Source organism: Pseudomonas fragi (assembly GCF_025426255.1).
In the GTDB taxonomy this organism is placed as follows: Bacteria; Pseudomonadota; Gammaproteobacteria; order Pseudomonadales; family Pseudomonadaceae; genus Aquipseudomonas; species Aquipseudomonas kulmbachensis.
Genome location: NZ_CP104861.1, coordinates 376070 through 399530, shown reverse-complemented (window position 1 = coordinate 399530; position 23461 = coordinate 376070). Strand labels below are relative to the sequence as shown.

General features: G+C 59.8%; 20 protein-coding genes. 4 read left to right on the top strand and 16 right to left on the bottom strand.

Translation table 11 applies throughout. The features are described from left to right. The first annotated feature begins 124 nt into the window (after positions 1-124). Both N7D90_RS01925 and N7D90_RS01920 read left to right on the top strand, forming a co-directional pair. Positions 125-1237: a PepSY-associated TM helix domain-containing protein gene (locus N7D90_RS01925; protein ID WP_261740655.1), complete on the top strand. Its 1113-nt coding sequence runs from the start codon at positions 125-127 to the stop codon at positions 1235-1237. Continuing rightward, positions 1234-1410 carry a hypothetical protein gene (locus tag N7D90_RS01920; protein WP_261740654.1) on the top strand — a complete coding sequence of 59 codons (177 nt, stop codon included), beginning with the start codon at positions 1234-1236 and terminating at the stop codon, positions 1408-1410. The genes N7D90_RS01925 and N7D90_RS01920 overlap by 4 nt, the downstream gene beginning before the upstream one ends. Before the next feature lie 48 nt (positions 1411-1458). On the opposite strand, the gene N7D90_RS01915 is transcribed toward N7D90_RS01920, so the two are convergent. The 9 genes from N7D90_RS01915 to glyA all read right to left on the bottom strand — a co-directional run bounded on the left by N7D90_RS01915 (position 1459) and on the right by glyA (position 11777). Beyond that, positions 1459-1959 (bottom strand): ATP-dependent zinc protease, encoded by a 501-nt coding sequence (locus N7D90_RS01915; RefSeq protein ID WP_261740653.1) that lies wholly within the window; start codon positions 1957-1959, stop codon positions 1459-1461. Between the two features lie 42 nt (positions 1960-2001). Beyond that, complete coding sequence (locus N7D90_RS01910; RefSeq protein ID WP_261740652.1) at positions 2002-2559, bottom strand: DUF2780 domain-containing protein; 558 nt, start codon at positions 2557-2559, stop codon at positions 2002-2004. 347 nt (positions 2560-2906) lie between these two features. Beyond that, positions 2907-4106 carry a formaldehyde dehydrogenase, glutathione-independent gene (fdhA, locus tag N7D90_RS01905; protein ID WP_261740651.1) on the bottom strand — a complete coding sequence of 400 codons (1200 nt, stop codon included), beginning with the start codon at positions 4104-4106 and terminating at the stop codon, positions 2907-2909. Positions 4107-4172: 66 nt separating this feature from the next. Beyond that, entirely contained in the window at positions 4173-5030 is an 858-nt protein-coding gene (purU, locus tag N7D90_RS01900) for a formyltetrahydrofolate deformylase (RefSeq protein ID WP_261740650.1), read from the bottom strand. 147 nt (positions 5031-5177) lie between these two features. Next, the gene (locus N7D90_RS01895; RefSeq protein ID WP_261740649.1) at positions 5178-5810 is read right to left on the bottom strand and encodes a sarcosine oxidase subunit gamma; all 633 of its coding nucleotides are present in this window, start codon (positions 5808-5810) and stop codon (positions 5178-5180) included. 79 nt (positions 5811-5889) lie between these two features. Further along, positions 5890-8907, bottom strand: coding sequence for a sarcosine oxidase subunit alpha (locus N7D90_RS01890; protein ID WP_261740648.1), 3018 nt, complete (start codon positions 8905-8907; stop codon positions 5890-5892). Beyond that, positions 8904-9236, bottom strand: a complete 333-nt coding sequence (locus N7D90_RS01885; protein WP_261740647.1) for a sarcosine oxidase subunit delta — start codon at positions 9234-9236, stop codon at positions 8904-8906. Before N7D90_RS01885 ends, N7D90_RS01890 begins: the two co-directional genes overlap by 4 nt. 14 nt (positions 9237-9250) lie before the next feature. Next, a complete protein-coding gene (locus tag N7D90_RS01880) occupies positions 9251-10501 on the bottom strand; it encodes a sarcosine oxidase subunit beta (RefSeq protein WP_261740646.1) in 1251 nt (416 codons plus the stop codon). A 22-nt stretch (positions 10502-10523) separates the two neighbouring features. Then, the gene (glyA, locus tag N7D90_RS01875; RefSeq protein WP_261740645.1) at positions 10524-11777 is read right to left on the bottom strand and encodes a serine hydroxymethyltransferase; all 1254 of its coding nucleotides are present in this window, start codon (positions 11775-11777) and stop codon (positions 10524-10526) included. A gap of 428 nt (positions 11778-12205) precedes the next feature. On the opposite strand from glyA, the gene N7D90_RS01870 reads away from it, so the two are divergent. Further along, on the top strand, positions 12206-13246 hold the full coding sequence (locus N7D90_RS01870; RefSeq protein WP_261740644.1) for a threonine aldolase family protein: 1041 nt from the start codon (positions 12206-12208) through the stop codon (positions 13244-13246). 95 nt (positions 13247-13341) lie between these two features. Here the strand turns inward: N7D90_RS01870 and N7D90_RS01865 are convergent, their stop codons facing one another. The 3 genes from N7D90_RS01865 to gbcB all read right to left on the bottom strand — a co-directional run bounded on the left by N7D90_RS01865 (position 13342) and on the right by gbcB (position 15088). Next, complete coding sequence (locus N7D90_RS01865; RefSeq protein ID WP_261740643.1) at positions 13342-13644, bottom strand: cell division protein ZapA; 303 nt, start codon at positions 13642-13644, stop codon at positions 13342-13344. After that, positions 13641-13865 (bottom strand): hypothetical protein, encoded by a 225-nt coding sequence (locus N7D90_RS01860; RefSeq protein ID WP_261740642.1) that lies wholly within the window; start codon positions 13863-13865, stop codon positions 13641-13643. Before N7D90_RS01860 ends, N7D90_RS01865 begins: the two co-directional genes overlap by 4 nt. A gap of 122 nt (positions 13866-13987) precedes the next feature. After that, positions 13988-15088: a glycine-betaine demethylase subunit GbcB gene (gene gbcB / locus N7D90_RS01855; protein ID WP_261740641.1), complete on the bottom strand. Its 1101-nt coding sequence runs from the start codon at positions 15086-15088 to the stop codon at positions 13988-13990. A 282-nt stretch (positions 15089-15370) separates the two neighbouring features. Between gbcB and gbcA the strand changes: the two genes are divergently transcribed. Beyond that, complete coding sequence (gene gbcA, locus N7D90_RS01850; RefSeq protein WP_261740640.1) at positions 15371-16663, top strand: glycine-betaine demethylase subunit GbcA; 1293 nt, start codon at positions 15371-15373, stop codon at positions 16661-16663. Between the two features lie 506 nt (positions 16664-17169). On the opposite strand, the gene N7D90_RS01845 is transcribed toward gbcA, so the two are convergent. From N7D90_RS01845 to dgcA, 4 genes are all read right to left on the bottom strand, one after another. Next, complete coding sequence (locus tag N7D90_RS01845; protein ID WP_261740639.1) at positions 17170-17940, bottom strand: electron transfer flavoprotein subunit beta; 771 nt, start codon at positions 17938-17940, stop codon at positions 17170-17172. Between the two features lie 109 nt (positions 17941-18049). Continuing rightward, positions 18050-19303, bottom strand: coding sequence for an electron transfer flavoprotein subunit alpha/FixB family protein (locus N7D90_RS01840; protein ID WP_261740638.1), 1254 nt, complete (start codon positions 19301-19303; stop codon positions 18050-18052). Next, entirely contained in the window at positions 19300-21243 is a 1944-nt protein-coding gene (dgcB, locus tag N7D90_RS01835) for a dimethylglycine demethylation protein DgcB (RefSeq protein ID WP_261740637.1), read from the bottom strand. The genes N7D90_RS01840 and dgcB overlap by 4 nt, the downstream gene beginning before the upstream one ends. Positions 21244-21388: 145 nt before the next feature. Further along, positions 21389-23449, bottom strand: coding sequence for a dimethylglycine demethylation protein DgcA (dgcA, locus tag N7D90_RS01830; RefSeq protein ID WP_261740636.1), 2061 nt, complete (start codon positions 23447-23449; stop codon positions 21389-21391). Positions 23450-23461 lie beyond the last annotated feature (12 nt).

The window sequence follows — 23461 nt, the reverse complement described above, 5'->3', positions numbered from 1 at the left end:
TCACCTCCCCCTGTGGGAGCGGGCTTGCTCGCGATAGCATCACCTCGGTATTTTCAGATACACCGGGTTGTCTGCATCGCGAGCAAGCCCGCTCCCACAGGGTGTTGTTGCAATTGGGAAAGTCATGAAAAGCAAAACCATCCGCCGCTGGTCCTTTATCCATACCTGGACCAGCCTGATTAGCACCGCTTTTTTGCTGCTGTTGGCACTCACCGGTCTGCCGTTGATTTTTCATCATGAAATCGACCATCTACTGGGCGATGCGCCACAAGTCAAAGAACTGCCCGCCGATACCCCGACCCTTGACCTGCAACAACTGGTACGCGCCGCCGAGGCTCATCGGCCGGGCGAGGTCATGCAGTATTTCGGCTGGGAAGAAGACGAACCCAACGCAGTCCTGACCATCATGGCGCCCACCGCAGGCACCGAGCCCAACTCGTCCCACACCTTTATGCTCGATGCGCGTACCGGCGAGGCGATAGAAGTGCCGTCAGCCAATGGCGGGATCATGATGGTCATGCTGCGCCTGCACGTGGACATGTTTGCCGGGCTACCCGGCAAGCTGCTGCTGGCATTTATGGGGCTGCTGTTTGTGCTGGCGATCATCTCCGGCACGGTGCTGTACTTGCCGTTTATGCGCCGCCACGAATTCGCGACCGTGCGTACCGACAAGTCCACCCGCTTGCGCTGGCTCGACCTGCATAACCTGATTGGCGCCGTGACCTTGACCTGGGCCCTGGTGGTGGGAGTGACCGGTGTTATCAGCGCCTGTGCCGACCTGATCATCGCCGCCTGGCGCAATGACAGCCTCAGCGCCATGATCGAGCCTTACCGCGATGCCCCACCGCTGACTCACCTCGCCCCAGCCAGCCAACTCCTGGAAATCGCAGCCAAGGCCGCACCCGACATGCGCCCGGACTTTATCGCCTTCCCCGGCACCCGGTTCTCCAGCGAGCACCATTACGCGGTCTTCATGAAAGGCAGCACACACCTGACCTCACACCTGCTGACCCCGGTTTTGATTGACGCCAGCACCCTTGAAGTCACCGCCGTGGCGGGTCGCCCGTGGTACATGGACGCGATGGGCATGTCGCAGCCGCTGCACTTTGGCGACTACGGCGGCATGCCGATGAAAATCCTCTGGGCAGCCCTCGACCTGCTGACCATTGTGGTGCTCGGCAGCGGGTTGTACCTATGGTGGGTGCGCAGACGCGCGGCCAAGGAGAGTGCTCGATGAGGCCACGGCAGTCGAACTTCTGGAAGGTATTTGCGATCCCGCTGGCGATTGGACTCGTCAGTGTGACGGGATTGTTCAGCGCGCTATTGGGAGACGGCGCCTGGGACATATTGAGCTGGATTGGCCTGGGAATTCCGCTGTGGATCAGTGTGCGCGGGTTGCTTAAACGCTAACGCCAAATCTGTGGGGGCGGGCAAGCCCGCACCCACATAAATCGGCAATCAGCAGTCCGGTTTGTCCGCTGTATAACGACGTGCCGGGTTCACTGCCGCACCAAACTCACGCAAGGCCTTGGCGCCAATCAGCAACGGATAGTTGAAGCTGCTGCGATCGGTGAGGTTGACCTCCACAGTGCGCTTGACGTTACCCAGGCACATTTCCAGATCAACTACCGGCCGCTTGGCGCTTTCAGGTACATCCCTGTCTTCGTCTTCATCGGCGCGACTTTTGATTTTGCTGATGCGCGCTACTTTGTGCTCGTACACCTTGCTGCTCGCACCTTCGGTCGCCAGCTGAAAGCGTACCCACTCGTCACCATCACGGGTAAAGGTCTGGATATTTTTCGCCGACAGCGACGCGGTCAGGGCGCCTGTGTCCATCTTGGCCTGAAGGGTCTCGCCGATCTCTGGCAACTTGATGTATTCGTAACGCCCATAAAGGGTCGGCTCGGCAGCCATCACCGGCAGCGCCAATACAGACAGCAACGCAAGAATAGACTTCATGCAGGCATTTCCTTCAAAGAGTACAGAGCACGCAGTAAGTGTTTAAACGCCCCAGGCGCTGCCCAACTTGCTCAGCAACGAAGTGCTGACGTTCTGGCCCTTGAAGTAGTCCAGCAATACCGGTGCGAACTTGGCAACCATGCCGTCCTGCATGCCCAGCGCGGTGAATGCGCCGTTCAACTGATCAGTGTTGGCCACGTTGCTGACTGCGCTGGTCGCGGTCTCGGATACGCCGCTGGACTTGCCCAACAGGCCGCCCAACTGGCTCAACTGACCCAGTGCACCGGCGCCAGCCAGTTTGTTAACACCCGGTACTTGCTGGGTCAGCTCGGAATAGTCGCTGGAGGTCAGCTGGTTTTTCGCCAGGCTCAACATCGCGCCGATACCGCCTGCCGCTTGCTCAGGCTTTACACCCAGCTCGTTGACCTTGGTCAGCATCTGTACGGCTTGCGCCGATTTGTCGGTGGTCGCGCCATTCCCGTTGGCACCCTGTACTTGCGCCGCCACGTTGGCTACGTCGCTCAGGCTGAAACCTGCAAACACCGGGCTCGCTGCCACGGTCATCAATGTTGCCAGTGCCACGCCGCTCAACTTATTCATCGCTCAAACCTCTAGAACCAAAAAACCGCCCGCCATGGAGCGGTAAAACTATGTGTATGACCCAAAACCCCGGCAGTTGTTCCCAAGTGCCACTATTGGATCAAACGGCGGGCAATCTTAATTGAAAACCAGTGCATCCGCTGTGCGAACTGGCGGCCCCGTTTTGTACCAGGCACCAAACCCTCGTAGCAGCTGCCGTAGGAACGAGGCTGCGTCCGAGGGCAAAGCCTTCGTAAAACCGGTAATCGCGGTCTATCTGAACGACCGCATTGTGTGGTTTTACGACTGCTTCGCAGCCGAACGCAGCCTCGTTCCTTCGGCAGCTGCTACAGGTTTTCTGCCAATTGTTAAGCCTTGCTGAACATCCGATGCGGATCGATCACAAACTTCTTCGGCACACCCGCATCGAACTCGCCATAACCCCGCGGCGCGTCGTCCAGGCTGATCACTTCAACGCCTACGATATCGGCGATCTTGATCCGGTCCCACATGATCGCCTGCATCAGTTGGCGGTTGTATTTCATCACCGGCGTTTGCCCGGTATGGAAGCTGTGGGACTTGGCCCAGCCCAGACCAAAGCGAATGCTCAGGCTGCCCATTTTTGCAGCTGCATCGGCAGCACCCGGATCTTCGGTTACGTACAAGCCCGGAATCCCGATCTTGCCCGCCACCCGCACCACGCCCATCAGCGAGTTGAGCACCGTGGCCGGTGCTTCGTGTTTAACCCCGTCATGCCCGTGACCACGGGCTTCGAAGCCTACGGCGTCGACGGCGCAGTCCACTTCAGGTTCGCCCAGCAGATCGGCGATTTGTTCGTGCAATGGTGTGTCTTTGGACAGGTCGGCAATTTCGAAACCCTGAGCCTTGGCGTGAGCCAAGCGAATCGGGTTCACGTCGCCGACAATCACCACCGCCGCCCCCAGCAAGCGCGCCGAGGCCGCCGCCGCCAGACCGACCGGACCAGCACCGGCGATATACACCGTGCTACCAGGGCCAACGCCTGCGGTTACAGCACCGTGGTAACCGGTGGGCAGAATGTCGGAAAGGCAGGTCAGGTCGCGAATTTTCTCCATCGCAGCGTCACGGTTGGGCAGCTTGAGCAGGTTGAAATCGGCGTAGGGCACCAACACATATTCAGCCTGGCCGCCGACCCAATCGCCCATGTCCACGTAACCATAGGCGCCACCGGGACGGGCCGGGTTGACGGTCAGGCATACGCCAGTGTTCTGTTCCTTGCAGCTGCGGCAACGCCCGCATGCCACGTTGAACGGCACTGAAACCAGATCGCCGACCTTCAGATGTTCCACATCGCGCCCGGCCTCGATCACTTCGCCGGTAATTTCATGGCCCAGCACCAGACCGGTTTGCGCCGTGGTACGACCACGCACCATATGCTGGTCGGAGCCACAAATATTGGTCGACACCACCCGCAGAATCACGCCGTGGTGGATCTGCTTGCCCTGAGGGTTTTGCATCTTGGGGAATGGAATGCTTTGCACTTCAACCTGGCCATTGCCCAGGTACACCACACCGCGGTTGTCAGCCATCGTATTCACCCTTGTTGTTATTGGAGGGATTAACTTGCTGCTTGCAGCTTAGAACTTGCAGGTGCCTCACAGCACCACGGTACGACCTCCATTTAGGAAAACGCGCCGCTCAATGTGATAGCCCACGCCGCGAGCCAGCGTCTGGGCCTCGATGTCGCGGCCCTTGGCGATCAGGTCTTCGGGGTAATGGCTATGGTCCACCACCTCGACGCCCTGAGCGATGATTGGACCTTCGTCCAGGTCGTTATTGATGTAGTGCGCCGTCGCACCCACCAGCTTGACGCCCTTTTCGTAGGCCTGGTGATAGGGCTTGGCGCCTTTGAAACCGGGGAGCAAGGAGTGGTGAATGTTGATCGCCTTGCCATCGAGCTTGCGGCACAGCTCAGGGGACAGCACTTGCATGTAGCGCGCAAGGATCACCAGTTCGGCGCCAGTGTCTTCGATCACCTGCCAGACCTTGGCCTCTTGGGCCGGTTTGTCTGCCGGGTCCAGCGCAAAATGGTGATACGGGATACCGTGCCAGCGAGCCAGGGGCTCAAGATCGGGGTGATTGGACACCACGGCCACCACGTCCATCGATAGCTGGCCAATGCGCTGGCGATAGAGCAGGTCGTTAAGGCAGTGATCGGCCTTGGACACCATGATCAGCACTTTGGGCCGGTGATGGGGAGGCGTCAGTTCAAAGGTCATGCCAAAGGCCGCGCCGCGTTCGGCCAAGCCTGTACGAAAGGCGTGCTCGTCAAAACCGTCGGGCTGGCGAAACTCCACCCGAATAAAGAAACGTGCCGAGCGCTGGTCGTCGAAGGAATGGTGTTCGGTGACGTAGCAACTGTGTTCGAACAGATAACGCGTGACCGCGTCCACCGTGCCCAAGAGGCTTGGGCAGTCGGCGGTGAGAATCCAGGTGTCGGGGGCGCGGCTCATGGGGTGCTCCTTGATGGGTATTGGAACGCACACGACCTGTGTGGGAGCGGGCTTGCTCGCGATGCAAACAACACGGTACATCCGGATGACCGTGGTGCTGCAATCGCGAGCAAGCCCGCTCCCACAGAGGCGCAGGCAGGATCATATTTACGCTTCGACGTTCAACCCATACTCCGCCGCTGCATCCTGCAACCATAGCCACCAATAGTCCGAAAAGCTGCGACGGATCAGCAGTTCCCAAGTGTCTTCGGCCGTATGACGGATTACCAGCTGCGATTTGGCGAACACCGTGCCCACCGCCTTGCCCACCGGAAAGTTGTCCGGATGCACGTCGTAACTGGTGGACTTCATCAGCACTTCGCGCACCTTTGGCCCGCTCAGCTCCAGCAGTTGTTGCCCGCCGCTGACGTTGACCACCGAGATGTGCAACCCGGCCAATGCGGCGCGCAACGCCTGTTCCACGGCGAACTCCTGGCCACCGGGTACGATCAGCAACCACTCATCCGGCCCCATCCATTGCAGCGATGTTTCGTCCTTGGCCACCAGGCTCAGGGCCACGGGCAATTCCAGCCCCAAGGCCTTGTTCACGCCTGCGGCAAAGGCCGGGTCATTGGCGTCGCCGCGCAGGGTCAAATGGCCCAGCAGTTTTTTCTCGCGCACCCGCACGCCAGGGTTTTTACGGCCCTTGCCGATCAGACCGGCGAGATTGGCCTGGTGCAACGATGACTCGGCTTTGGCGCCCGAGTCCGGGCGTTGTTGGTATACGTTGGCTGTGGTCATGAGTCACCCGTTAGCAATGTTGTGTTGATTGACTCCCACATCCCCTGTGGGAGCGAGCCTGCTCGCGAAAGGGCTTCACTCAAATATTTTGCCGGTCGCCTTTCGGATCGAAGAACACCGAAGACACGATTTCAGCCTCGATCACGCTACCGTCGGCCTGGGGCGAGAACACCCGCTCGCCGATGCGCTTCAAACCGCCTTTGACCACACCCATTGCAAACGAATAACCCAGTGAGTTGTGGGCATAGCTGGACGTCACGTGGCCGACCATCGTCATCGGGATTGCCTGCTTCGGGTCGAACACCAGTTGCGCGCCCTCCGGCAGCCATTGTTTCGGATCGACCGGTTTGAGGCCCACCAGCTGTTTACGCTGGTCACGCACACAGTCTTCGCGGTTCATGCCGCGCCAGCCCAGCCACGAGAACGGTTTGGTGCGGCCCACACACCAGCCCATGTTCAAATCGTCCGGGGTCATGGAGCCGTCCGTGTCCTGGCCGACGATGATGAAACCCTTCTCGGCCCGCAGCACGTGCATGGTCTCGGTGCCATACGGGGTGAGGTTGTATTGCTTGCCCGCCTCGACGATTTTCTCCAGCACACCCATCGCGTAGTCAGCCTGGATATTGACCTCGTACGACAGCTCGCCGGTAAACGAGATTCGGAACACCCGCGCCGGTACACCGCCCACCAACCCTTCCTTCCAGGTCATGAACGGGAAGGCCTCACGGTCCAGATCGATATCGGTGACTTCGCTCAGCAGCTTGCGGCTGTTGGGGCCGGACAGAGTCATCGTCGCGTAATGGTCGGTCACAGAGGTGAAATACACCTTCAACTCAGGCCATTCGGTCTGTTGGTAGATTTCCAGCCATTGCAGTACCCGCGCTGCGCCGCCGGTGGTGGTGGTCATCACAAAGTGGTTGTCGGCCAGGCACGCGGTCACACCGTCGTCGAAGACCATGCCGTCTTCTTTGCACATCAGGCCATAGCGGGCCTTGCCCACATCGAGTTTGGTCCAGGCGTTGGTGTAGATACGGTTGAGAAATTCCCGCGCGTCCGGGCCTTGAATATCGATTTTGCCCAGGGTCGAAGCATCGAGAATGCCGACGCTGTCACGCACTGCCTGGCACTCGCGCTTGACCGCCGCGTGCAGGTCTTCGCCGTTACGCGGGAAGTACCATGGACGTTTCCATTGACCGACGTCTTCAAACTCGGCGCCCTGCTTGACGTGCCAGGCTTGCAGCGCGGTGTAGCGGACCGGCTCGAAAATATGCCCGCAATGGCGACCAGCTACAGCGCCAAAGGTCACCGGCGTGTAGTTGGGGCGGAACATGGTGGTGCCCATCTGCGGGATAGTCACGTTCAGCGAGCGCGCGGCAATGGCCAGCCCGTTGACGTTGCCCAGCTTGCCCTGGTCGGTACCAAAACCCAACGCGGTGTAGCGTTTGACGTGCTCGACCGACTCGAAGCCTTCGCGGGTTGCCAGTTCAATGGCCGCGGCGGTTACGTCGTTTTGCAGGTCGACAAATTGCTTCGGTGCCCGCGCCGTGCCCTTTTCATGGGGTACATGGAACAGCGCCAGCGTGGCTTCCTGAAGCTGATTCAGGGCTTTGGGCAATACCCCTTCGACCGCTTTGAATCCGGCTTCGCTGGCAGCACGCACGCCACCTTCAAAACCATCGGCGAGGCTGTCGCCCAACCCGTAAACACCGTTGATGCCACCTACGCACACACGTTTTTGCGGTGCTTCGCCGGGTACAAAACCAAGAATATCTTCGCGCCAGGTCGGCTTGCCGCCCAAGTGCGAGGCCAGATGCACCACCGGGCTGTAGCCGCCCGAGGTCGCAACCAGATCGCATTCCAGCCACTCGCCGGGGCTAGCGACACTGAGGGATTTAAGGTCAATCGCCGCCACCCGAGCACCGGTCACATGCTTGCTGCCACGGGTTTCGATCACCGCGCTGGAGGTCAAAATGCGGATACCTTTGGCCCGTGCCGCTTCTACCAGCGCGCCACGAGGGTTGCTGCGCGCATCAGCCACAGCCACCACCTGCTGACCGGCATCGAGCCAATCCAGCGCGACGCGGTAGGCGTGGTCGTTGTTGGTACTGAGCACCATTTTTTTGCCTGGCGCTACGCCGTAGCGACGTACATAAGTGGACACCGCGCCCGCCAGCATGTTGCCCGGCACGTCATTGTTGCCGTACACCAATGGCCGCTCGCAGGCACCGGTGGCCAACACCACGCGCTTGGCCCGTACCCGGTGAATACGCTGACGCACCTGGCCAATCGGGGCACGATCGCCGAGGTGGTCGGTGAGGCGTTCGTGAATGGTCAGAAAGTTGTGGTCGTGATAGCCGTTGACTGTCGCCCGTGGCAACAGAGTTACGCTCGGCAGTTCCTTGAGTTCAGCGATGACTTTGCCGACCCATTCCATCGCTGGTTTGCCGTCCAGGCTTTCACGGCTGTCGAGCAGGCTGCCGCCGAACTCTTCTTGTTCATCCGCAACGATCACTCGGGCGCCGCTGCGCGCTGCGGCCAAAGCCGCCGCCAAGCCTGCAGGGCCTGCACCGACGATCAGCACGTCGCAATGGTGGTTCATGTAGTCGTAGGTGTCGGGATCGTTCTGGGTCGGCGAACGGCCCAGGCCTGCTGCCTTGCGGATGTACTTCTCGTAGGTCATCCAGAACGACTGCGGGTACATAAAGGTTTTGTAGTAGAAGCCAGGCGGCATCAGCTTGCCGCCGACCTTGCCCAAAATACCCATCACATCGTTGTTGACGTTGGGCCAGCCGTTGGTGCTGGTGGCGACCAAGCCCTGATAGAGCGCCTGTTGCGTGGCGCGCACGTTAGGAATTTGGGTAGCTTCGGTGGCGCCGATTTGCAGCACCGCGTTGGGCTCTTCGGCACCGGCGGCATAGATGCCACGGGGCCGGGAATATTTGAAGCTGCGACCAATCACGTCGACGCCATTGGCCAGCAACGCGGCGGCCAGGCTGTCGCCCTCGTAGCCTTTGTATTGTTGACCGTTGAACGTAAAGGTCAGCACCTTGCTGCGGTCGACACGGCCGCCATTAGGCAAGCGATGGGTCTGGCTCATACCTTTTCTCCCTGCTCGCGAGTGGCCGTGGTGATCAGTGGCGCCGCCTGTTCAGTGAACTGTGGCTTGGTGCCGATCAGGTAGGTTTCAAGAATTTCGTAGGTCACGGTGTTACGCGTGGCATTGAAGAACTGGCGGCAACCGGCGACGTGGTTCCACAGTTCGTGGTGCAGGCCGCGAGGGTTGTCGCGAAAGAACATGTAATCGCCCCACTCGGCATCAGTGCAGGCGCCGGGGTCGAGCGGGCGCGGGATGTGCGCCTGGCCGCTGGCATGAAATTCCTCTTCGGAGCGCAATTCGCCGCAATGGGGACAGAAGATATGGAGCATGGGTGTTTCTCCTGTTAGTGGGCGACAGCGGCAGCGCCGTGTTCGTCGATCAGGGCGCCGGAATGGAACCGGTCAATGGAAAACGGTGCAGCCAATGGGTGCATCTCGCCTTTGGCCAGGCTGGCGGCAAACACGTTGCCCGAGCCCGGCGTAGCCTTGAAGCCACCCGTGCCCCAGCCGCAGTTGAAAAACAGGTTCGGCACCGGGGTCTTGGAGATGATCGGGCAAGCGTCGGGGGTGGTGTCGACGATGCCGCCCCACTGGCGGTTCATGCGCACGCGAGACAGTACCGGAAACATTTCTACAATCGCCTGGATCGTGTGCTCGATCACCGGGTATGAGCCACGCTGGCCGTAGCCGTTGTAGCCGTCGATCCCGGCACCGATCACCAGGTCGCCCTTGTCGGACTGGCTGATGTAACCGTGCACCGCGTTGGACATGATCACGCTGTCGATAATCGGTTTGATCGGCTCCGACACCAGCGCTTGCAGCGGGTGCGATTCGATCGGCAAACGAAAGCCGGCCTGGCGCGCCATATGCCCGGAGTTACCGGCGGTGACCACGCCCACGCGCTTGGCGCCGATAAAGCCCTTGCTGGTTTCGACGCCGATGCACACGCCGTTTTCCTTGCGAAACCCCAGTACTTCGGTTTGCTGGATCAAGTCCACGCCCAGCGCATCCGCAGCGCGGGCAAAGCCCCAGGCCACGGCATCGTGACGGGCCACGCCGCCTCGGCGTTGTACGGTGGCACCGATGATCGGGTAACGAGTGTTTTTTGAGCAATCGAGGTACGGAATTTCGTCCGCCACTTGTTTGGCGTCGAGCAGCTCACCGTCCACGCCGTTGAGGCGGTTGGCGCTGACCCGGCGCTCCGAGTCGCGTATGTCTTGCAGGGTGTGGCACAGGTTGTAGACGCCACGCTGGGAGAACATGACGTTGTAGTTCAAGTCCTGGGACAAGCCTTCCCACAGTTTCATCGCATGTTCGTAAAGGTGCGCCGACTCGTCCCACAGGTAGTTGGAACGCACAATGGTGGTGTTGCGCGCCGTATTGCCGCCGCCCAGCCAGCCCTTTTCGACCACGGCCACATTGGTGATGCCGTGTTCCTTGGCCAGGTAATAGGCCGTTGCCAGCCCGTGGCCGCCACCGCCGACGATGATTACGTCGTAGACCTTTTTCGGGGTCGGTGTGCGCCACATCTTCTGCCAGTTTTCGTGGTGGCTGAGGGAGTGTTTGAAGAGGCCGAAGCCTGAATACCGTTGCATAGGATTAACTCCAAAAACGCGCTCAGCGATAAACCGGGAAGTCTTTGCACAGCGAGGTCACCTGGCGCGCCACGTCGGCCTCGATATCGGCATCGCCGAGGTGATCGAGGATGTCGCAGATCCAGCCCGCCAACTGCGTGCATTGCGCCACTTTGAAACCGCGAGTGGTCACCGCCGGGGTGCCAATGCGCAGGCCCGAGGTCACGAACGGCGATTGCGGATCGTTGGGCACGGCATTTTTATTGACCGTGATATGGGCGCGGCCCAGTGCAGCATCGGCGTCTTTGCCGGTCAGGCCCTGACGGATCAGGCTGAGCAGGAACAGATGGTTGTCGGTACCGCCCGAGACCACGTCAAACCCACGTTTGATAAACACTTCAGCCATGGCTTGAGCGTTGTCGATAACCTGCTGTTGATACGCTTTGAAGCCGGGTTCCAGCGCCTCTTTAAAGCACACTGCCTTGGCCGCGATCACATGCATCAACGGCCCGCCCTGACCACCAGGGAACACCGCCGAGTTGAACTTTTTCTCCAGCGCTTCGTTGGCCTTGGCCAGGATCAGCCCGCCCCGTGGCCCGCGCAGGGTTTTGTGAGTGGTGGTGGTGACCACATCGGCGTACGGCAGCGGGTTCGGGTACAGCCCCGCCGCCACCAGACCGGCAACGTGGGCCATGTCGACAAACAGGTAGGCGCCCACCTTGTCAGCGATCTGACGAAAGCGCGGGAAATCGAGGAATTTGGAATAAGCCGAGAACCCGGCAATGATCATCTTTGGCTGATGCTCAACGGCCAGGCGTTCCACTTCGTCGTAGTCGATCAGACCGGTAGCGGTGTCGATACCGTACTGCACGGCGTTGTACAACTTGCCGGAGAAGCTGACGCTGGCGCCGTGGGTCAAGTGCCCACCGTGAGCCAGACTCATGCCCAGTACGGTGTCACCGGCATTCAGCAGCGCCAGATACACCGCCGCGTTGGCCTGGCTGCCGGAGTGCGGCTGCACGTTGGCGTAATCGGCGCCGAACAGTTGCTTGGCGCGGTCGATGGCCAGTTGCTCGACTTTATCCACGTGCTCGCAGCCGCCGTAGTAGCGCTTGCCCGGATAGCCTTCGGCGTACTTGTTGGTCAGACCGCTGCCTTGGGCTTCCATTACGCGCTGGCTGGTGTAGTTCTCGGAGGCGATCAACTCGATGTGATCTTCCTGGCGCTGATCTTCGGCATTCATGGCCGCTAACAAGGCATCGTCGTAACCCTGGATCTGATCCTGCTTGCTGAACATTGCGTGTCTCCCAGCGCCAGCGCGCCTTTTGGTCTCGGTGGGGCTTGTGCCCTTTGAGCCGATGGTAGAGCTGGCGCAGACGGATCAAATGCCTATGGACGCCACGCAATGGTGCGTTTACGACATGGCGCAAAAGCAGATCTCTGTACAACAGGCCCCTCGTAGCAGCTGACTCGCGGAGCGAGGCTGCGTCGGGCTGCGCAGCAGCCCTAAAATCAGGCCCTGCGGTGTGCCAGTTAAATTCAGATCGCAGGTTTACGGCCGCTTCGCTGCCGAACGCAGCCTCGCTCCGCTCCTCAGCTGCTACAGGTTTTACGGAGTTATAGAACTATTCTTTTGTAGGGATTTTCCGCACTTTAAGTCGTGTCTGTGCACCCGCAAGATTCTTGGATAAAGTGCACCACAACATTCGACCAAGGAACCGGGAAATGACTGACAAGAGCCAACAATTCGCCAGCGACAACTACTCCGGTATCTGCCCCGAAGTCTGGTCTGCCATGGAAAAGGCCAACCACGGCCACCAGCGCTCATACGGCGACGATGAGTGGACCCTGCGTGCCTCCAACGATTTTCGCAACCTGTTCGAAACCGACTGCGAGGTGTATTTCGCTTTCAACGGTACTGCGGCCAACTCCTTGGCCCTGTCGTCGTTGTGCCAGAGTTTCCACAGCGTAATCTGCTCCGAAACTGCCCACGTCGAAACCGACGAATGCGGGGCTCCTGAGTTCTTTTCCAACGGCTCAAAGCTGCTGATCGCCCGCACTGAAAACGGCAAGATCACTCCCGAGTCGATCCGCGAAATCGCCCTCAAACGCAAAGATATCCACTACCCAAAACCGCGCGTGGTCACCATTACCCAGGCCACCGAAGTCGGTAGCGTGTACCGCCCTGAAGAAATTCGCGCCATCAGCGCTACCTGCAAAGAGCTGGGCTTGTTGCTGCACATGGACGGCGCCCGTTTCTCCAACGCCTGCGCCTTCCTCGGTTGCACCCCGGCAGAGCTGAGCTGGAAAGCCGGCGTGGATGTGCTGTGCTTTGGCGGGACCAAAAACGGCATGGCAGTGGGTGAAGCAATTCTGTTCTTCAACCACGACCTGTCGGTGGACTTTGACTACCGCTGCAAACAGGCCGGGCAACTGGCGTCAAAAATGCGCTTTTTGTCGGCACCCTGGGTGGGCTTGCTGGAAAACGACGCATGGCTCAAACACTCCCGCCACGCCAACCACTGCGCGCAATTGCTGAGCCAGTTGGTGAGTGACATTCCGGGGGTTGAGCTGATGTTTCCGGTGGAGGCCAACGGCGTGTTCCTGCAACTGTCGGAACCGGCAGTGGCTGCGCTGACCGCCAAGGGCTGGCGTTTCTATACCTTCATCGGCAAAGGCGGCGCACGCTTCATGTGCTCGTGGGACACCGACGAGGCACGAGTGCGGGAATTGGCGGCAGATATTCGCGAAGTGATGGCGGGGTAAAACAGCAAAGTTCTCTGTAGCCGCTGCCGCAGGCTGCGATAAGGTCCGCAGGACCTTCAAAGCCTTGGGCAGCGACTACAGAGTTTGGCGAATACTCAGGATTGCCCCAGAGTTCGCTCAATCACATCGACCGTGGCGCTGACTTGCTCTTGATAACGGTCGAGTTCCTGTTTGTGGCTCAGTTGCAACTCAATCTGCTTTGAACACAGATTCAGTGCTGCCAGCACCAGCAATTTGTCCCCGATCAGGCTCGGGTACTTTCTTTTCGTTTCGGCCAGGGCGGTTTTCAACATGACCGTTGCCGCCATCAGGGTTTTTTGCTCCCCCTCCGGCGCTTTGATCGTGTAGTCGTTACCCAGAATCGAGACGACATTTACTCCGTCTCTGTCCGCGCTCATGCGTTGACAGGGCTCGCGCGCTCAACCAGTGCCTGAATGCGGGCTGCGGTTGCACCTTGCTTCTCTTCCTGTTCCATCAGGGTCAGTTGCAGGCTTTCGTTTTCATCTTTGGCCAGAGCCAGCTCGGCGCTCAGTTGTTCGTTGGTTTCCAGCAGTTCTTGCTTTTGCTGAACCAGGTCGCTGACCAGTTGTTCCAGTTTGCTAAGGGATGACTCAATCATGGTGGCGTTCTCAAGCAGTTTCGAAGGGCGCGTACGATAAAGAAAAGTCAGCGCCTAAGCTAGCGCCAACCTGCCTTATCAGACCCCTAATGACTCTGCTTTAGAACCTTTGTTCCCAAACCTTAGAATTCAATCCGCACATCCCCCTTCGGCACGCTGCAGCACGACAGGATATAGCCCTCTGCAACATCCTCCTCGGTGATGCCGCCGTTGTGCTCCATCTCGACCTCGCCGCCCAGTTTCAGCACCTTGCAGGTGCCGCAAATACCCATGCCGCAGGCTTTGGGGATCAGCAGCCCAAGCTTGGCCGCTGCCGCATGCACCGTTTCGGCCGGGCCCACGCGGATGCTCTTGCCGGACGCCGTAAATTCCACCTGATTCAGATCCGCCTGGTCCAACTCCGGCGCATCGGCTGCCTGCTCGGCTTGCTCCACCGCATCGGCCCGGGCTTCAGGCGGGGTCGCTCCAAAGGATTCCTCGTGGTAACGGCTCATATCGAAACCGTTGGCTTCGAGCAAACGCTTCACCGCATTCATATACGGCGTCGGCCCGCAGCAAAACACCTCGCGCTCCATGAAGTCGGATGCCATCAGGTCGAGCATTTTGTGATTCAGATAACCGCGATACCCGGCCCACGGCTCACCCAGACCGTGCTTCTCGCAGATCAGATGCAGGCTGAAGTTGTCGATGCGCGAAGCCATATGCTCCAGCTCGCGGTGGTAAATGATGTCTTTGGGGGAGCGGGCGCTGTGGATAAACACCATGTCGACATTGGCGTTGGTGTCGTAAAACCAGCGCGCCATCGACATCACCGGGGTAATCCCGACACCACCGCTCAGGTACAGCACCTTGGGGCTAGGCGCATCGATGGCATTGAACAGCCCGACCGGCCCGTGAACCGCCAGCTCCTGACCTTCCTGCAAATTGTCATGCAACCAGTTGGACACCCGGCCGCCCGGCACGCGCTTGATAGTCACCGAAAAACTGTACGGCACCGACGGTGAGCTGGAGATGGTGTACGAACGCATCACCGGGTCGCCGTCGATTTCCAGTTCCAGAGTGACGAACTGCCCTGGCTTGAAAAAGAACAGAATCGGCTGGTCGGCCATAAAACAGAAGGTGCGCACGTCCCAGGTTTCCTGAATCACTTTGACGCATCGCACGATGTGTCGGCCATTGGCCCAGGTCTGGGTGGTTACCGGATTCAGAAAGCTGTTGGACATGCGTTTCTCCACGGCCGACAACCGGCCTCTTGTTGGCGATTCTGCGCATGCCCCGAAGCGGCCATTTATCTATTCGCGACATCCACATACTTATCGCGACCAGCCCCTGAAAACAGTACCTGCGGCGTCGGGAACAGATTGGGCCATGTCGCCCGCAGATATGGCATCAAGGCACTTCAATCGCACACTCAGCGCCACTCAACGTGTTAATTGTTTTGCCTTGCGTCGCACCCCTGATCAGCCACTTTTAGGCCACATCCGATGGCCATGAGGATTACAACGATGGACATCACCGCAAACCTGAGCCTGGGCGACCCACTGGAACCCGCACGCAAGGCCACCGCCGAGATGCTGCAGAACCGCGAACGCACGTTTTCGTTGCCGCAGCCGTTTTATAACGACGAGCGTCTGTTCGATATCGATATGCAAGAGATCTTCCAGAAAGAATGGCTGATTGCAGGCATGACCTGCGAGATCCCGGCCAAGGGCAACTTCCTGACCCTGCAAATAGGCAAGAACCCGATCATTGTGATTCGCGGCGCCGAAGGCCAGGTGCATGCCTTTCATAACGTGTGCCGCCATCGCGGCTCACGGCTGTGTACCAGTGAAAAAGGCAAGGTCGCCAAACTGGTATGCCATTACCACCAGTGGACCTACGAACTGGACGGGCGCCTGCTGTTTGCCGGCACCGAGATGGGTGCCGACTTCGACATGAAGCAATACGGCCTCAAGCCGGTTAACGTCAAAACCGCTGGCGGCTACATCTTTATCAGCCTGGCCGAGAACCCGCCTGCCATCGACGAGTTCCTGGCCACGCTGAACCACTACATGGAACCCTACGACATGGAAAACACCAAGGTGGCGATTCAGACCACTCTGGTGGAAAAAGCCAACTGGAAGCTGGTGCTGGAAAACAACCGCGAGTGCTACCACTGCAACGCGTCGCACCCCGAGTTGCTCAAGACCCTGCTGGAGTGGGACGACGTGACCGATCCGCGTGCCGATCAGGCATTCAAGGATCACGTAGCAGCCTCTGCCGCCGCCTGGGACGCAGAAAAGATTCCTTATGCCCACGCCAGTTTCGGTCTGCGTAACCGCATCGTGCGCATGCCGCTGCTCAAGGGCACCGTCTCGATGACCCTGGATGGCAAACAAGGCTGTACAAAACTCATGGGGCGGATCAAAAACCCGGACCTGGGTTCGATGCGCATCCTGCACTTACCGCACTCGTGGAACCACTGCATGGGCGACCACATCATCGTGTTTACGGTATGGCCGATCAGTGCCCAGGAAACCGTGGTCAGCACCAAATGGCTGGTCCACAAGGATGCGGTAGAAGGCGTGGACTATGACGTGGAGCGCATGCGCAAGGTCTGGGACGCCACCAACGACCAGGATCGTCGCCTGGCGGAAGAGAACCAGCGCGGCATCAACTCCATCGCTTACCAGCCGGGGCCGTATTCACAGACGTACGAGTTTGGCGTGGTCAATTTTGTGGACTGGTACAGCGAGCGGCTGCTGAACAATTTGGGGGCAGAGCCTGCGGCGTACCTTAAAGGGATAGTCGCACAATGATCCTGTAGCCGCTGCCGCAGGCTGCGATGGGTTGCGCAGCGACCCTCGAAGGGCCTTCGGCAGCGGCTACAGAACCCACATCGATCAATTATTGATCAACTCGCTACACCCCCCGCAGTCAAAGGCTCTCAGCCCTTCACCAACAACTTGTCCACAGGCACACCCACAGCAATTGTGGGGAAGTGGACAACTTACCCCATAAATCACGATTGAGTGTTTTTTGTACAATTGATTACAAGTCACGAATTACGTGGCCTGTAGACAGCCGCGAACACCTTATCCACATATCCACCAACAGAGATTGTGCGCAACTTATGCACTGCCTGCTTTCACTGTGGAAAACCCCTTAAGGCACCGATTACTCAGGGGTTTTAAGGCCGCTCGGTGGATAAAGTGCTGAATTGAGCATTTTTTGATCAGAAGCCTGAAAGGCACGGTTTGTATAGGTCTTAGCCGACAGCAAACAACTTATCCACATAAGCGCTAACAGACTTTGTGGGCAAGTATCAGCGCACCACGCCTTCCTCAATGAGCAACTTCAAAATGGCCTGGGCGCCCTCTTCTGCGCCGACGCCCTTGAGGACTTGCCCGGAACCGCCAGCAGCCTTGGCCGTGGCGGCTTTCATGCGATCAGCGCCGCTTTTGGCCTTGATCACTTTCAAGCGCTTGGGCCGTGGTCTGGCAGGTTGCAGCAGCCCCGTTGTGGATAACTCATCGGCAATGATTTCAACCACTCTGGCATCGACCAGGCCCCGGGTAGCCGGGCCGTAAGCGCTTTGCCGGGCCTTGGGGGCCGCGTTATCCACAGTGACCATAAACGGCAATCGCACCTGTAGCCGACGTCGCTGGCCCCGAGGCAAGGCTTGCAGCACTTGCGCCACACCATTGTGGATAGATTCGATCTGCGCCACGCCCACCAGCAGCGGCCAGCCCAATTGCTCGGCCAGCAGGTACGGCAACATGCCCGAACCTTCGCCGGTTTCGGCCTGGCTACCGGTCAACACCAACTGCACGCCAGCTTCGCGGATGTAATCGCGCAATACCGGCACCGCATCGGCGCCGTCCGGTTGTTCGAGCACGTGCAATTCGTCCAGGCCCATGCCCAGATAAGCGCGCAAGGCTGGCTCGTGAGGGTTGCCCGCGTGCAGCACATGCAAGTTATCCCCAGCCAGCTCCAGGCCCAGTTCAACAGCACGGGCGTCCTGCTCGGCGCGTCGGGCGCGGCCAGAGGCGGGGTGGGCGCCGATTGAAACCAGTGCAACAGTGGCGATGGTCATATGTATTTCTCCAAATCAAAAGCCCCTCACCCCAACCCTCTCCCCGAGGGAGAGGGAGCTGACCGAGGTGATTGACAGAGCAACTATCGACCAATAAATCGGATTGATCTCAGCCATTGAATGCAACAGAGATCGGCCCCTTCTCCCTCTGAGAGAGGGCTGGGGTGAGGGTGCTCTGGCGCCAGTTATCCACAGCCACAATCAGGGCTTCCAGCACCGCCGCACTGTCGCCAATCACCGACAGGTCAGCGCGTTTGATCATGTCGCAACCGGGGTCGAGGTTGATTGCCACCACTTTGTCGCAGGCGCCAATCCCTTGCAGATGCTGAATCGCACCGCTGATCCCGACCGCCACGTAGACCCGCGCGGTGACCCATACCCCGCTGGCACCGACCTGGCGTTCGCGGCCCATGAAGCCATCGTCCACCGCAACCCTGGAGGCGCCTTCAGTGGCGCCAAGGGCCACAGCAGCCCTGTGGAAAAGTCCCCAATCCTTGATACCGTTACCACCACTGAGGATAAATTCCGCCTCGGCCATTGGAATCGCCGCCGGATCGACATCCACCGCACCCAAATCTTCAATTCGCGGCAAGCAGCTCGCGAGCGCTGTGGATAACTGCACTGCCAGCACTTCATGCCGGGTGTCGCTGACCGGTTCGGCGCACTCGGCCGCCGCCAGGATCAAACGCCGCAATGGCTGCGCCACGTCTTGCAGCCCCGCACCGGCACGACCGATACAGGCCCCATCCTTGATCTGCCACACTCGCGTGGCCGGGCGTTCACCCAGGCTGGCGGCAAAGCGTCGTCCCAGTTCTGCGCCACCGCTGCGACTGTCCGGCAATAGCCAGTGCCTTGGGGAAAACTGGTTATCCACAGCCCGCAGGCCAAGTACCTGCCGCTCCGGTGCATAACCTTCACTGTCGAGCAGCAACAGCCGATCAACCCCGGCCGTGGCGAAGGCAGTTTCTTTCGATTCGCCAAACACCACCGCCAGTACTGCGCCATCGCTCCCCGCCAGTTGCCGAGCCAGCCCCAACAGATCACGGTCATGACTGCTCAAACGACCGCCAACCATGTCCGGCACTACGCAGATATAGAATGCTGGAGCCGGGACCTGATGCAGCGGTAATTGCACTTCAACACTGGCCGTACGCTTGCTCGTACCGCCCTGTTGCGCGCCGCTACGGTCGATCCGCTTGATGCCGTTAGGGCCGATAAAACCCACGCCATGCACACTTTTACGCAGTACCCCGTTGGGCCCCATCCAGCTCAGTTGCTGTGGTTGCATGGCCGCATGTAACGGGTGCAGGCGGTTGCGGGCGATCCACTCGGCGTGGGGGTCGCGGCGAATAATGTCACTCATGCGATCACCTCCGGGGCTACGCGCTTGGCCGGTTGGGCGGGTGCTGGACCTTCAATCAAGGCGTCTGCCACCAGCTCGGCAATGTCCTTGATCAGTGGCCGTGGCTCCACCACGCCTTCGAGCATGGCGGTGCATTGCGGGCAGCCAACCGCCACGCGCTCGGCGCCGGTTTCACGGATATCGTCCATGCGCATATCAGGGATACGCTGCTTACCGGGAATGTCGGTAATCGGCGCACCGCCACCGCCACCGCAGCAACGGGAGCGAAAGCCCGAGCGCTGCATCTCCTTGACTTCAATGCCCAGCGCTCGCAGCACCGCGCGCGGCGCCTCATATTCACCGTTATAGCGGCCCAGATAACACGGGTCGTGATAGGTCACGCTGCCCCCTGCATCCGCGGCCAGGTTGAGCAAACCGGCGCTGATCAACTCGGCCATGTAGGTGCTGTGGTGCTGTACCAGGTAGTCACCGCCAAAGGCGCCGTACTCATTTTTCAGCACATGAAAACTGTGGGGGTCGCAGGTGACGATGCGCTGGAACTGGTATTGCCCCAGCGTCTGGATATTGCGCTTGGCCAGAGCCTGAAAGGTCGCTTCATCACCCAAGCGCCGGGCCACGTCGCCGCTGTCGCGCTCTTCCAGCCCCAGCACCGCGAAGTTGACCCGCGCCGCCTTGAGCACTTTGACGAAGGCACGCAAGGTGCGTTGGTTGCGCATGTCGAAAGCGCCGTCACCGACCCAGAACAGCACATCCGCCGAGGGCTTATCGCGCATCAGGTCGAGATTCAAATCCGCTGCCCAGTTCATCCGCCCGCCCGGTGCAAAACCGCCGGGGTTATCGGTGGCAATCAGGTTGTCCAGCACCTGGGCGCCGTTGTTCGGGGTCGCGCCTTTTTCCAGGGTCAGAAAGCGGCGCATATCTACGATTGCATCCACGTGCTCGATCATCATCGGACACTCTTCGACGCAAGCACGGCAGGTGGTGCAGGACCACAGCGTATCCGCATCGACCAGACCGTTGACGATGGGCTGGTGCGGATTGCCGCCGTGTTCACCTATCGGTTTTCCCGGATACGGGCTGCCCGCGAAGTGCGCATCGGTGCCGCCCGCCAAACCGACCACCATGTCTTGAATCAGCTTCTTGGGGTTGAGCGGCTGCCCGGCGGCAAACGCCGGGCACGCGGCTTCGCACTTGCCGCATTGCACGCAGGCGTCAAACCCGAGCAATTGGTTCCAGGTGAAGTCCTTGGGTTTTTCCACGCCCAGGGGCGCGGTACGGTCGTCCAGGTCCAGTGGTTTCAAACCTGTGGAGCGGCCGCCGCCGAAGCGCTCGGCCCGGCGGTGCCAGGCCAGATGCAGGGCTCCGGCGAAGGCGTGTTTCATTGGCCCGCCCCAGGTCATGCCGAAAAACAGCTCCGACACACCCCACAGCACACCAACCGCCAACACCGCCGCCAGCACCCAGCCGCCAAAGCCTTCGGGCAACAAACCGGCCACCGGCAAGGTGAGGATAAAAAAACTCACAGAGAACGCCAGCAGGCTTTTCGGCAGGCGCATCCACGGGCCTTTGGACAAGCGCGACGGCGGGTTAAGGCGACGTTTAAATACAAAGAGCGCGCCGACAAACATCAGCGCCGTGGCGAACAGCAAGGCATAACCCAGGATGCGGTTATGCAGCCCCAGACCGTGCACCAGAATCGCCAACACCGCCGCCAGCACAAAGCCACCGGCGGTGGCGACGTGGGTGTTGGCCATGTATTTGTCGCGAGCGACCACGTGGTGCAGATCGACCATGTAACGCTTGGGCATGGCCAGCAGGCCGCCCAACCAATCGACCTTCGCCGGACGGCCACGGCGCCACATGTTCATGCGCCGCGCGGCGCCCAAAACGGCCAGGGCCAGTGCGGCGAATAACAAAATGGGGAGAACGATATTGAGCATGGTGAAGCTCCCAAAGACTTCGGGGCCGAAACGTGTAGCCGCTGCCGCAGGCTGCGATAAGGACCGAAGGGCCTTAAAAATCAGGGTGGCTTCGCACCCCATCGCAGCCTGCGGCAGCGGCTACAGGTTTTCGATATGTGTCGGGTCAGAAATCCTTGCACAACCGCAGCGCGTCATAGATCGCCGCATGCACGTTGCGCTGGGCCACGCAGTCACCGATGCGGAACAGCAAGTAGCCGTCCCCCGCTTCGCTCAGGCATGGCTGCGGCTTGATCGCGAACAGGGCTTCGACGTCAATCTGACCCTTGTTGCGCGAATCCGGCTTGAGCCCGTAATACAACTCTTCGTCCGGACGCACGCCGTTTTCAATCACGACCTGATCCACCACGCGCTCTTCCTTGGCCCCGGTGTATTCGTTTTCCAACACGGCAATCAGCTTGTCGCCCTCGCGGTAGACCTTCTCCAGCATCATGTCGCCGGTCATGATCACTTCCTTGGGGTACAGGCTGCGGTAGTAGGTAGGGAACGAAGTTCCGCCAATCGCCACGCCGGGCTTGGTGTCGTCGGTGACGATTTCAACCTGCGCGCCCTTGTCCGCCATAAAGTCGGCCACCGACATGCCGGTGAACTCGCAGATGGTGTCGTACACCAATACGTTCTTACCCGGCGCGACCTTGCCGTCGAGCACGTCCCAGCTGCTGACCACCAGCCCTTCGGCGGCGCCCCAGTGTTCGTTCTGCTCCACAAAAGGATGCCCGCCCACGGCCAGCACCACGATATCGGGGCGCAAGTCGAGAATCGTCGCAGCATCCGCCGCCGTGCCCAGGCGCAAATCAACCTTCAATCGCGCCAGCTCCAGTTGAAACCAGCGGGTGATCCCGGCCATCTGGTCACGCTGCGGGGCTTTGGAGGCAGTGGTGATCTGCCCGCCGATGGCCTCTTTTTTCTCGAACAGGGTCACGTCATGCCCACGTTCGGCGGCCACTCGCGCCGCTTCCATCCCCGCAGGGCCTGCACCGACGATCACCACCTTGCGTTTGACCCCGGTGGATTTTTCGATGATGTGCGGCACGCCCATGTATTCACGGGAGGTTGCCGCGTTTTGAATACACAGCACGTCCAGCCCTTGGTACTGGCGGTCGATGCAGTAGTTGGCACCTACGCATTGTTTGATCTGGTCGACCTGGCCCATTTTGATTTTGGCGATCAGGTGCGGGTCGGCGATATGGGCTCGGGTCATGCCCACCATATCAACGTAACCACCTTCCAGAATCCGCGTCGCCTGGTTCGGGTCCTTGATGTTTTGCGCATGCAACACCGGGGCCTTGACCACTTCCTTGATACCCGCAGCCAAATGCAAAAACGGCTCCGGTGGGTAACTCATGTTCGGGATGACGTTGGCCAGGGTGTTGTGGGTGTCGCAGCCAGAGCCGACCACGCCGATAAAGTCGAGCATGCCGGTGTCATCGTAGTACTTGGCGATTTGTTTCATGTCCTCGTGGCTCAGGCCATCGGGGTGAAATTCGTCGCCGCACAGGCGAATGCCTACGCAGAAATCCGGACCGACTTCAGCACGCACGGCCTTGAGTACTTCGAGGCCAAAACGCATGCGATTTTCAAAGCTGCCGCCCCATTCATCAGTGCGTTTGTTGACTCGTGGGCTCCAGAACTGGTCGATCATGTGCTGGTGCACCGCCGACAGTTCGACCCCGTCCAGCCCGCCCTTTTTTGCCCGGCCAGCGGCGCTGGCGTAGTTGCCGATCACGCGCCAGATTTCTTCGGGCTCGATGGTTTTACAGGTGGCGCGGTGTACCGGTTCACGCACGCCGGAGGGCGACATCAGGGTCGGCCAGTTGAAACCGTCCCAGCGTGAGCGGCGGCCCATGTGGGTAATCTGGATCATGATCTTGGCGCCATGCTTGTGCATGGCGTCGGCCAGGTTCTGGAAGTGCGGGATAATGCGATCGGTGCTCAGGTTGACCGAACTCCACCACTCTTGCGGGCTGTCGATGGCCACCACGGATGAGCCGCCGCAAATCGCCAGGCCGATACCTCCCTTGGCTTTTTCTTCGTAGTACTGCACATAACGCTCGGTGGTCATGCCGCCATCGGTGGCATAGACCTCAGCGTGAGCGGTGCTGAGCACACGGTTGCGGATGGTCAGTTTGCCGATTTGAATCGGCTCAAACATTGCTTCGAACGCCATATCCCGATCCTC

What these genes read in the sequence shown, in the direction of transcription:
- dgcB (WP_261740637.1), bottom strand. Translation starts at nt 21,243, where the DNA reads ATGCTCAATATCGTTCTCCCCATTTTGTTATTCGCCGCACTGGCCCTG.
- N7D90_RS01880 (WP_261740646.1), bottom strand. Translation starts at nt 10,501, where the DNA reads ATGCAACGGTATTCAGGCTTCGGCCTCTTCAAACACTCCCTCAGCCAC.
- gbcB (WP_261740641.1), bottom strand. Translation starts at nt 15,088, where the DNA reads ATGTCCAACAGCTTTCTGAATCCGGTAACCACCCAGACCTGGGCCAAT.
- N7D90_RS01840 (WP_261740638.1), bottom strand. Translation starts at nt 19,303, where the DNA reads ATGAGTGACATTATTCGCCGCGACCCCCACGCCGAGTGGATCGCCCGC.
- N7D90_RS01895 (WP_261740649.1), bottom strand. Translation starts at nt 5,810, where the DNA reads ATGACCACAGCCAACGTATACCAACAACGCCCGGACTCGGGCGCCAAA.
- N7D90_RS01845 (WP_261740639.1), bottom strand. Translation starts at nt 17,940, where the DNA reads ATGACCATCGCCACTGTTGCACTGGTTTCAATCGGCGCCCACCCCGCC.
- dgcA (WP_261740636.1), bottom strand. Translation starts at nt 23,449, where the DNA reads ATGGCGTTCGAAGCAATGTTTGAGCCGATTCAAATCGGCAAACTGACC.
- fdhA (WP_261740651.1), bottom strand. Translation starts at nt 4,106, where the DNA reads ATGGCTGACAACCGCGGTGTGGTGTACCTGGGCAATGGCCAGGTTGAA.
- glyA (WP_261740645.1), bottom strand. Translation starts at nt 11,777, where the DNA reads ATGTTCAGCAAGCAGGATCAGATCCAGGGTTACGACGATGCCTTGTTA.
- N7D90_RS01885 (WP_261740647.1), bottom strand. Translation starts at nt 9,236, where the DNA reads ATGCTCCATATCTTCTGTCCCCATTGCGGCGAATTGCGCTCCGAAGAG.
- N7D90_RS01860 (WP_261740642.1), bottom strand. Translation starts at nt 13,865, where the DNA reads ATGATTGAGTCATCCCTTAGCAAACTGGAACAACTGGTCAGCGACCTG.
- N7D90_RS01870 (WP_261740644.1), top strand. Translation starts at nt 12,206, where the DNA reads ATGACTGACAAGAGCCAACAATTCGCCAGCGACAACTACTCCGGTATC.
- N7D90_RS01890 (WP_261740648.1), bottom strand. Translation starts at nt 8,907, where the DNA reads ATGAGCCAGACCCATCGCTTGCCTAATGGCGGCCGTGTCGACCGCAGC.
- N7D90_RS01865 (WP_261740643.1), bottom strand. Translation starts at nt 13,644, where the DNA reads ATGAGCGCGGACAGAGACGGAGTAAATGTCGTCTCGATTCTGGGTAAC.
- purU (WP_261740650.1), bottom strand. Translation starts at nt 5,030, where the DNA reads ATGAGCCGCGCCCCCGACACCTGGATTCTCACCGCCGACTGCCCAAGC.
- N7D90_RS01915 (WP_261740653.1), bottom strand. Translation starts at nt 1,959, where the DNA reads ATGAAGTCTATTCTTGCGTTGCTGTCTGTATTGGCGCTGCCGGTGATG.
- N7D90_RS01910 (WP_261740652.1), bottom strand. Translation starts at nt 2,559, where the DNA reads ATGAATAAGTTGAGCGGCGTGGCACTGGCAACATTGATGACCGTGGCA.
- N7D90_RS01920 (WP_261740654.1), top strand. Translation starts at nt 1,234, where the DNA reads ATGAGGCCACGGCAGTCGAACTTCTGGAAGGTATTTGCGATCCCGCTG.
- gbcA (WP_261740640.1), top strand. Translation starts at nt 15,371, where the DNA reads ATGGACATCACCGCAAACCTGAGCCTGGGCGACCCACTGGAACCCGCA.
- N7D90_RS01925 (WP_261740655.1), top strand. Translation starts at nt 125, where the DNA reads ATGAAAAGCAAAACCATCCGCCGCTGGTCCTTTATCCATACCTGGACC.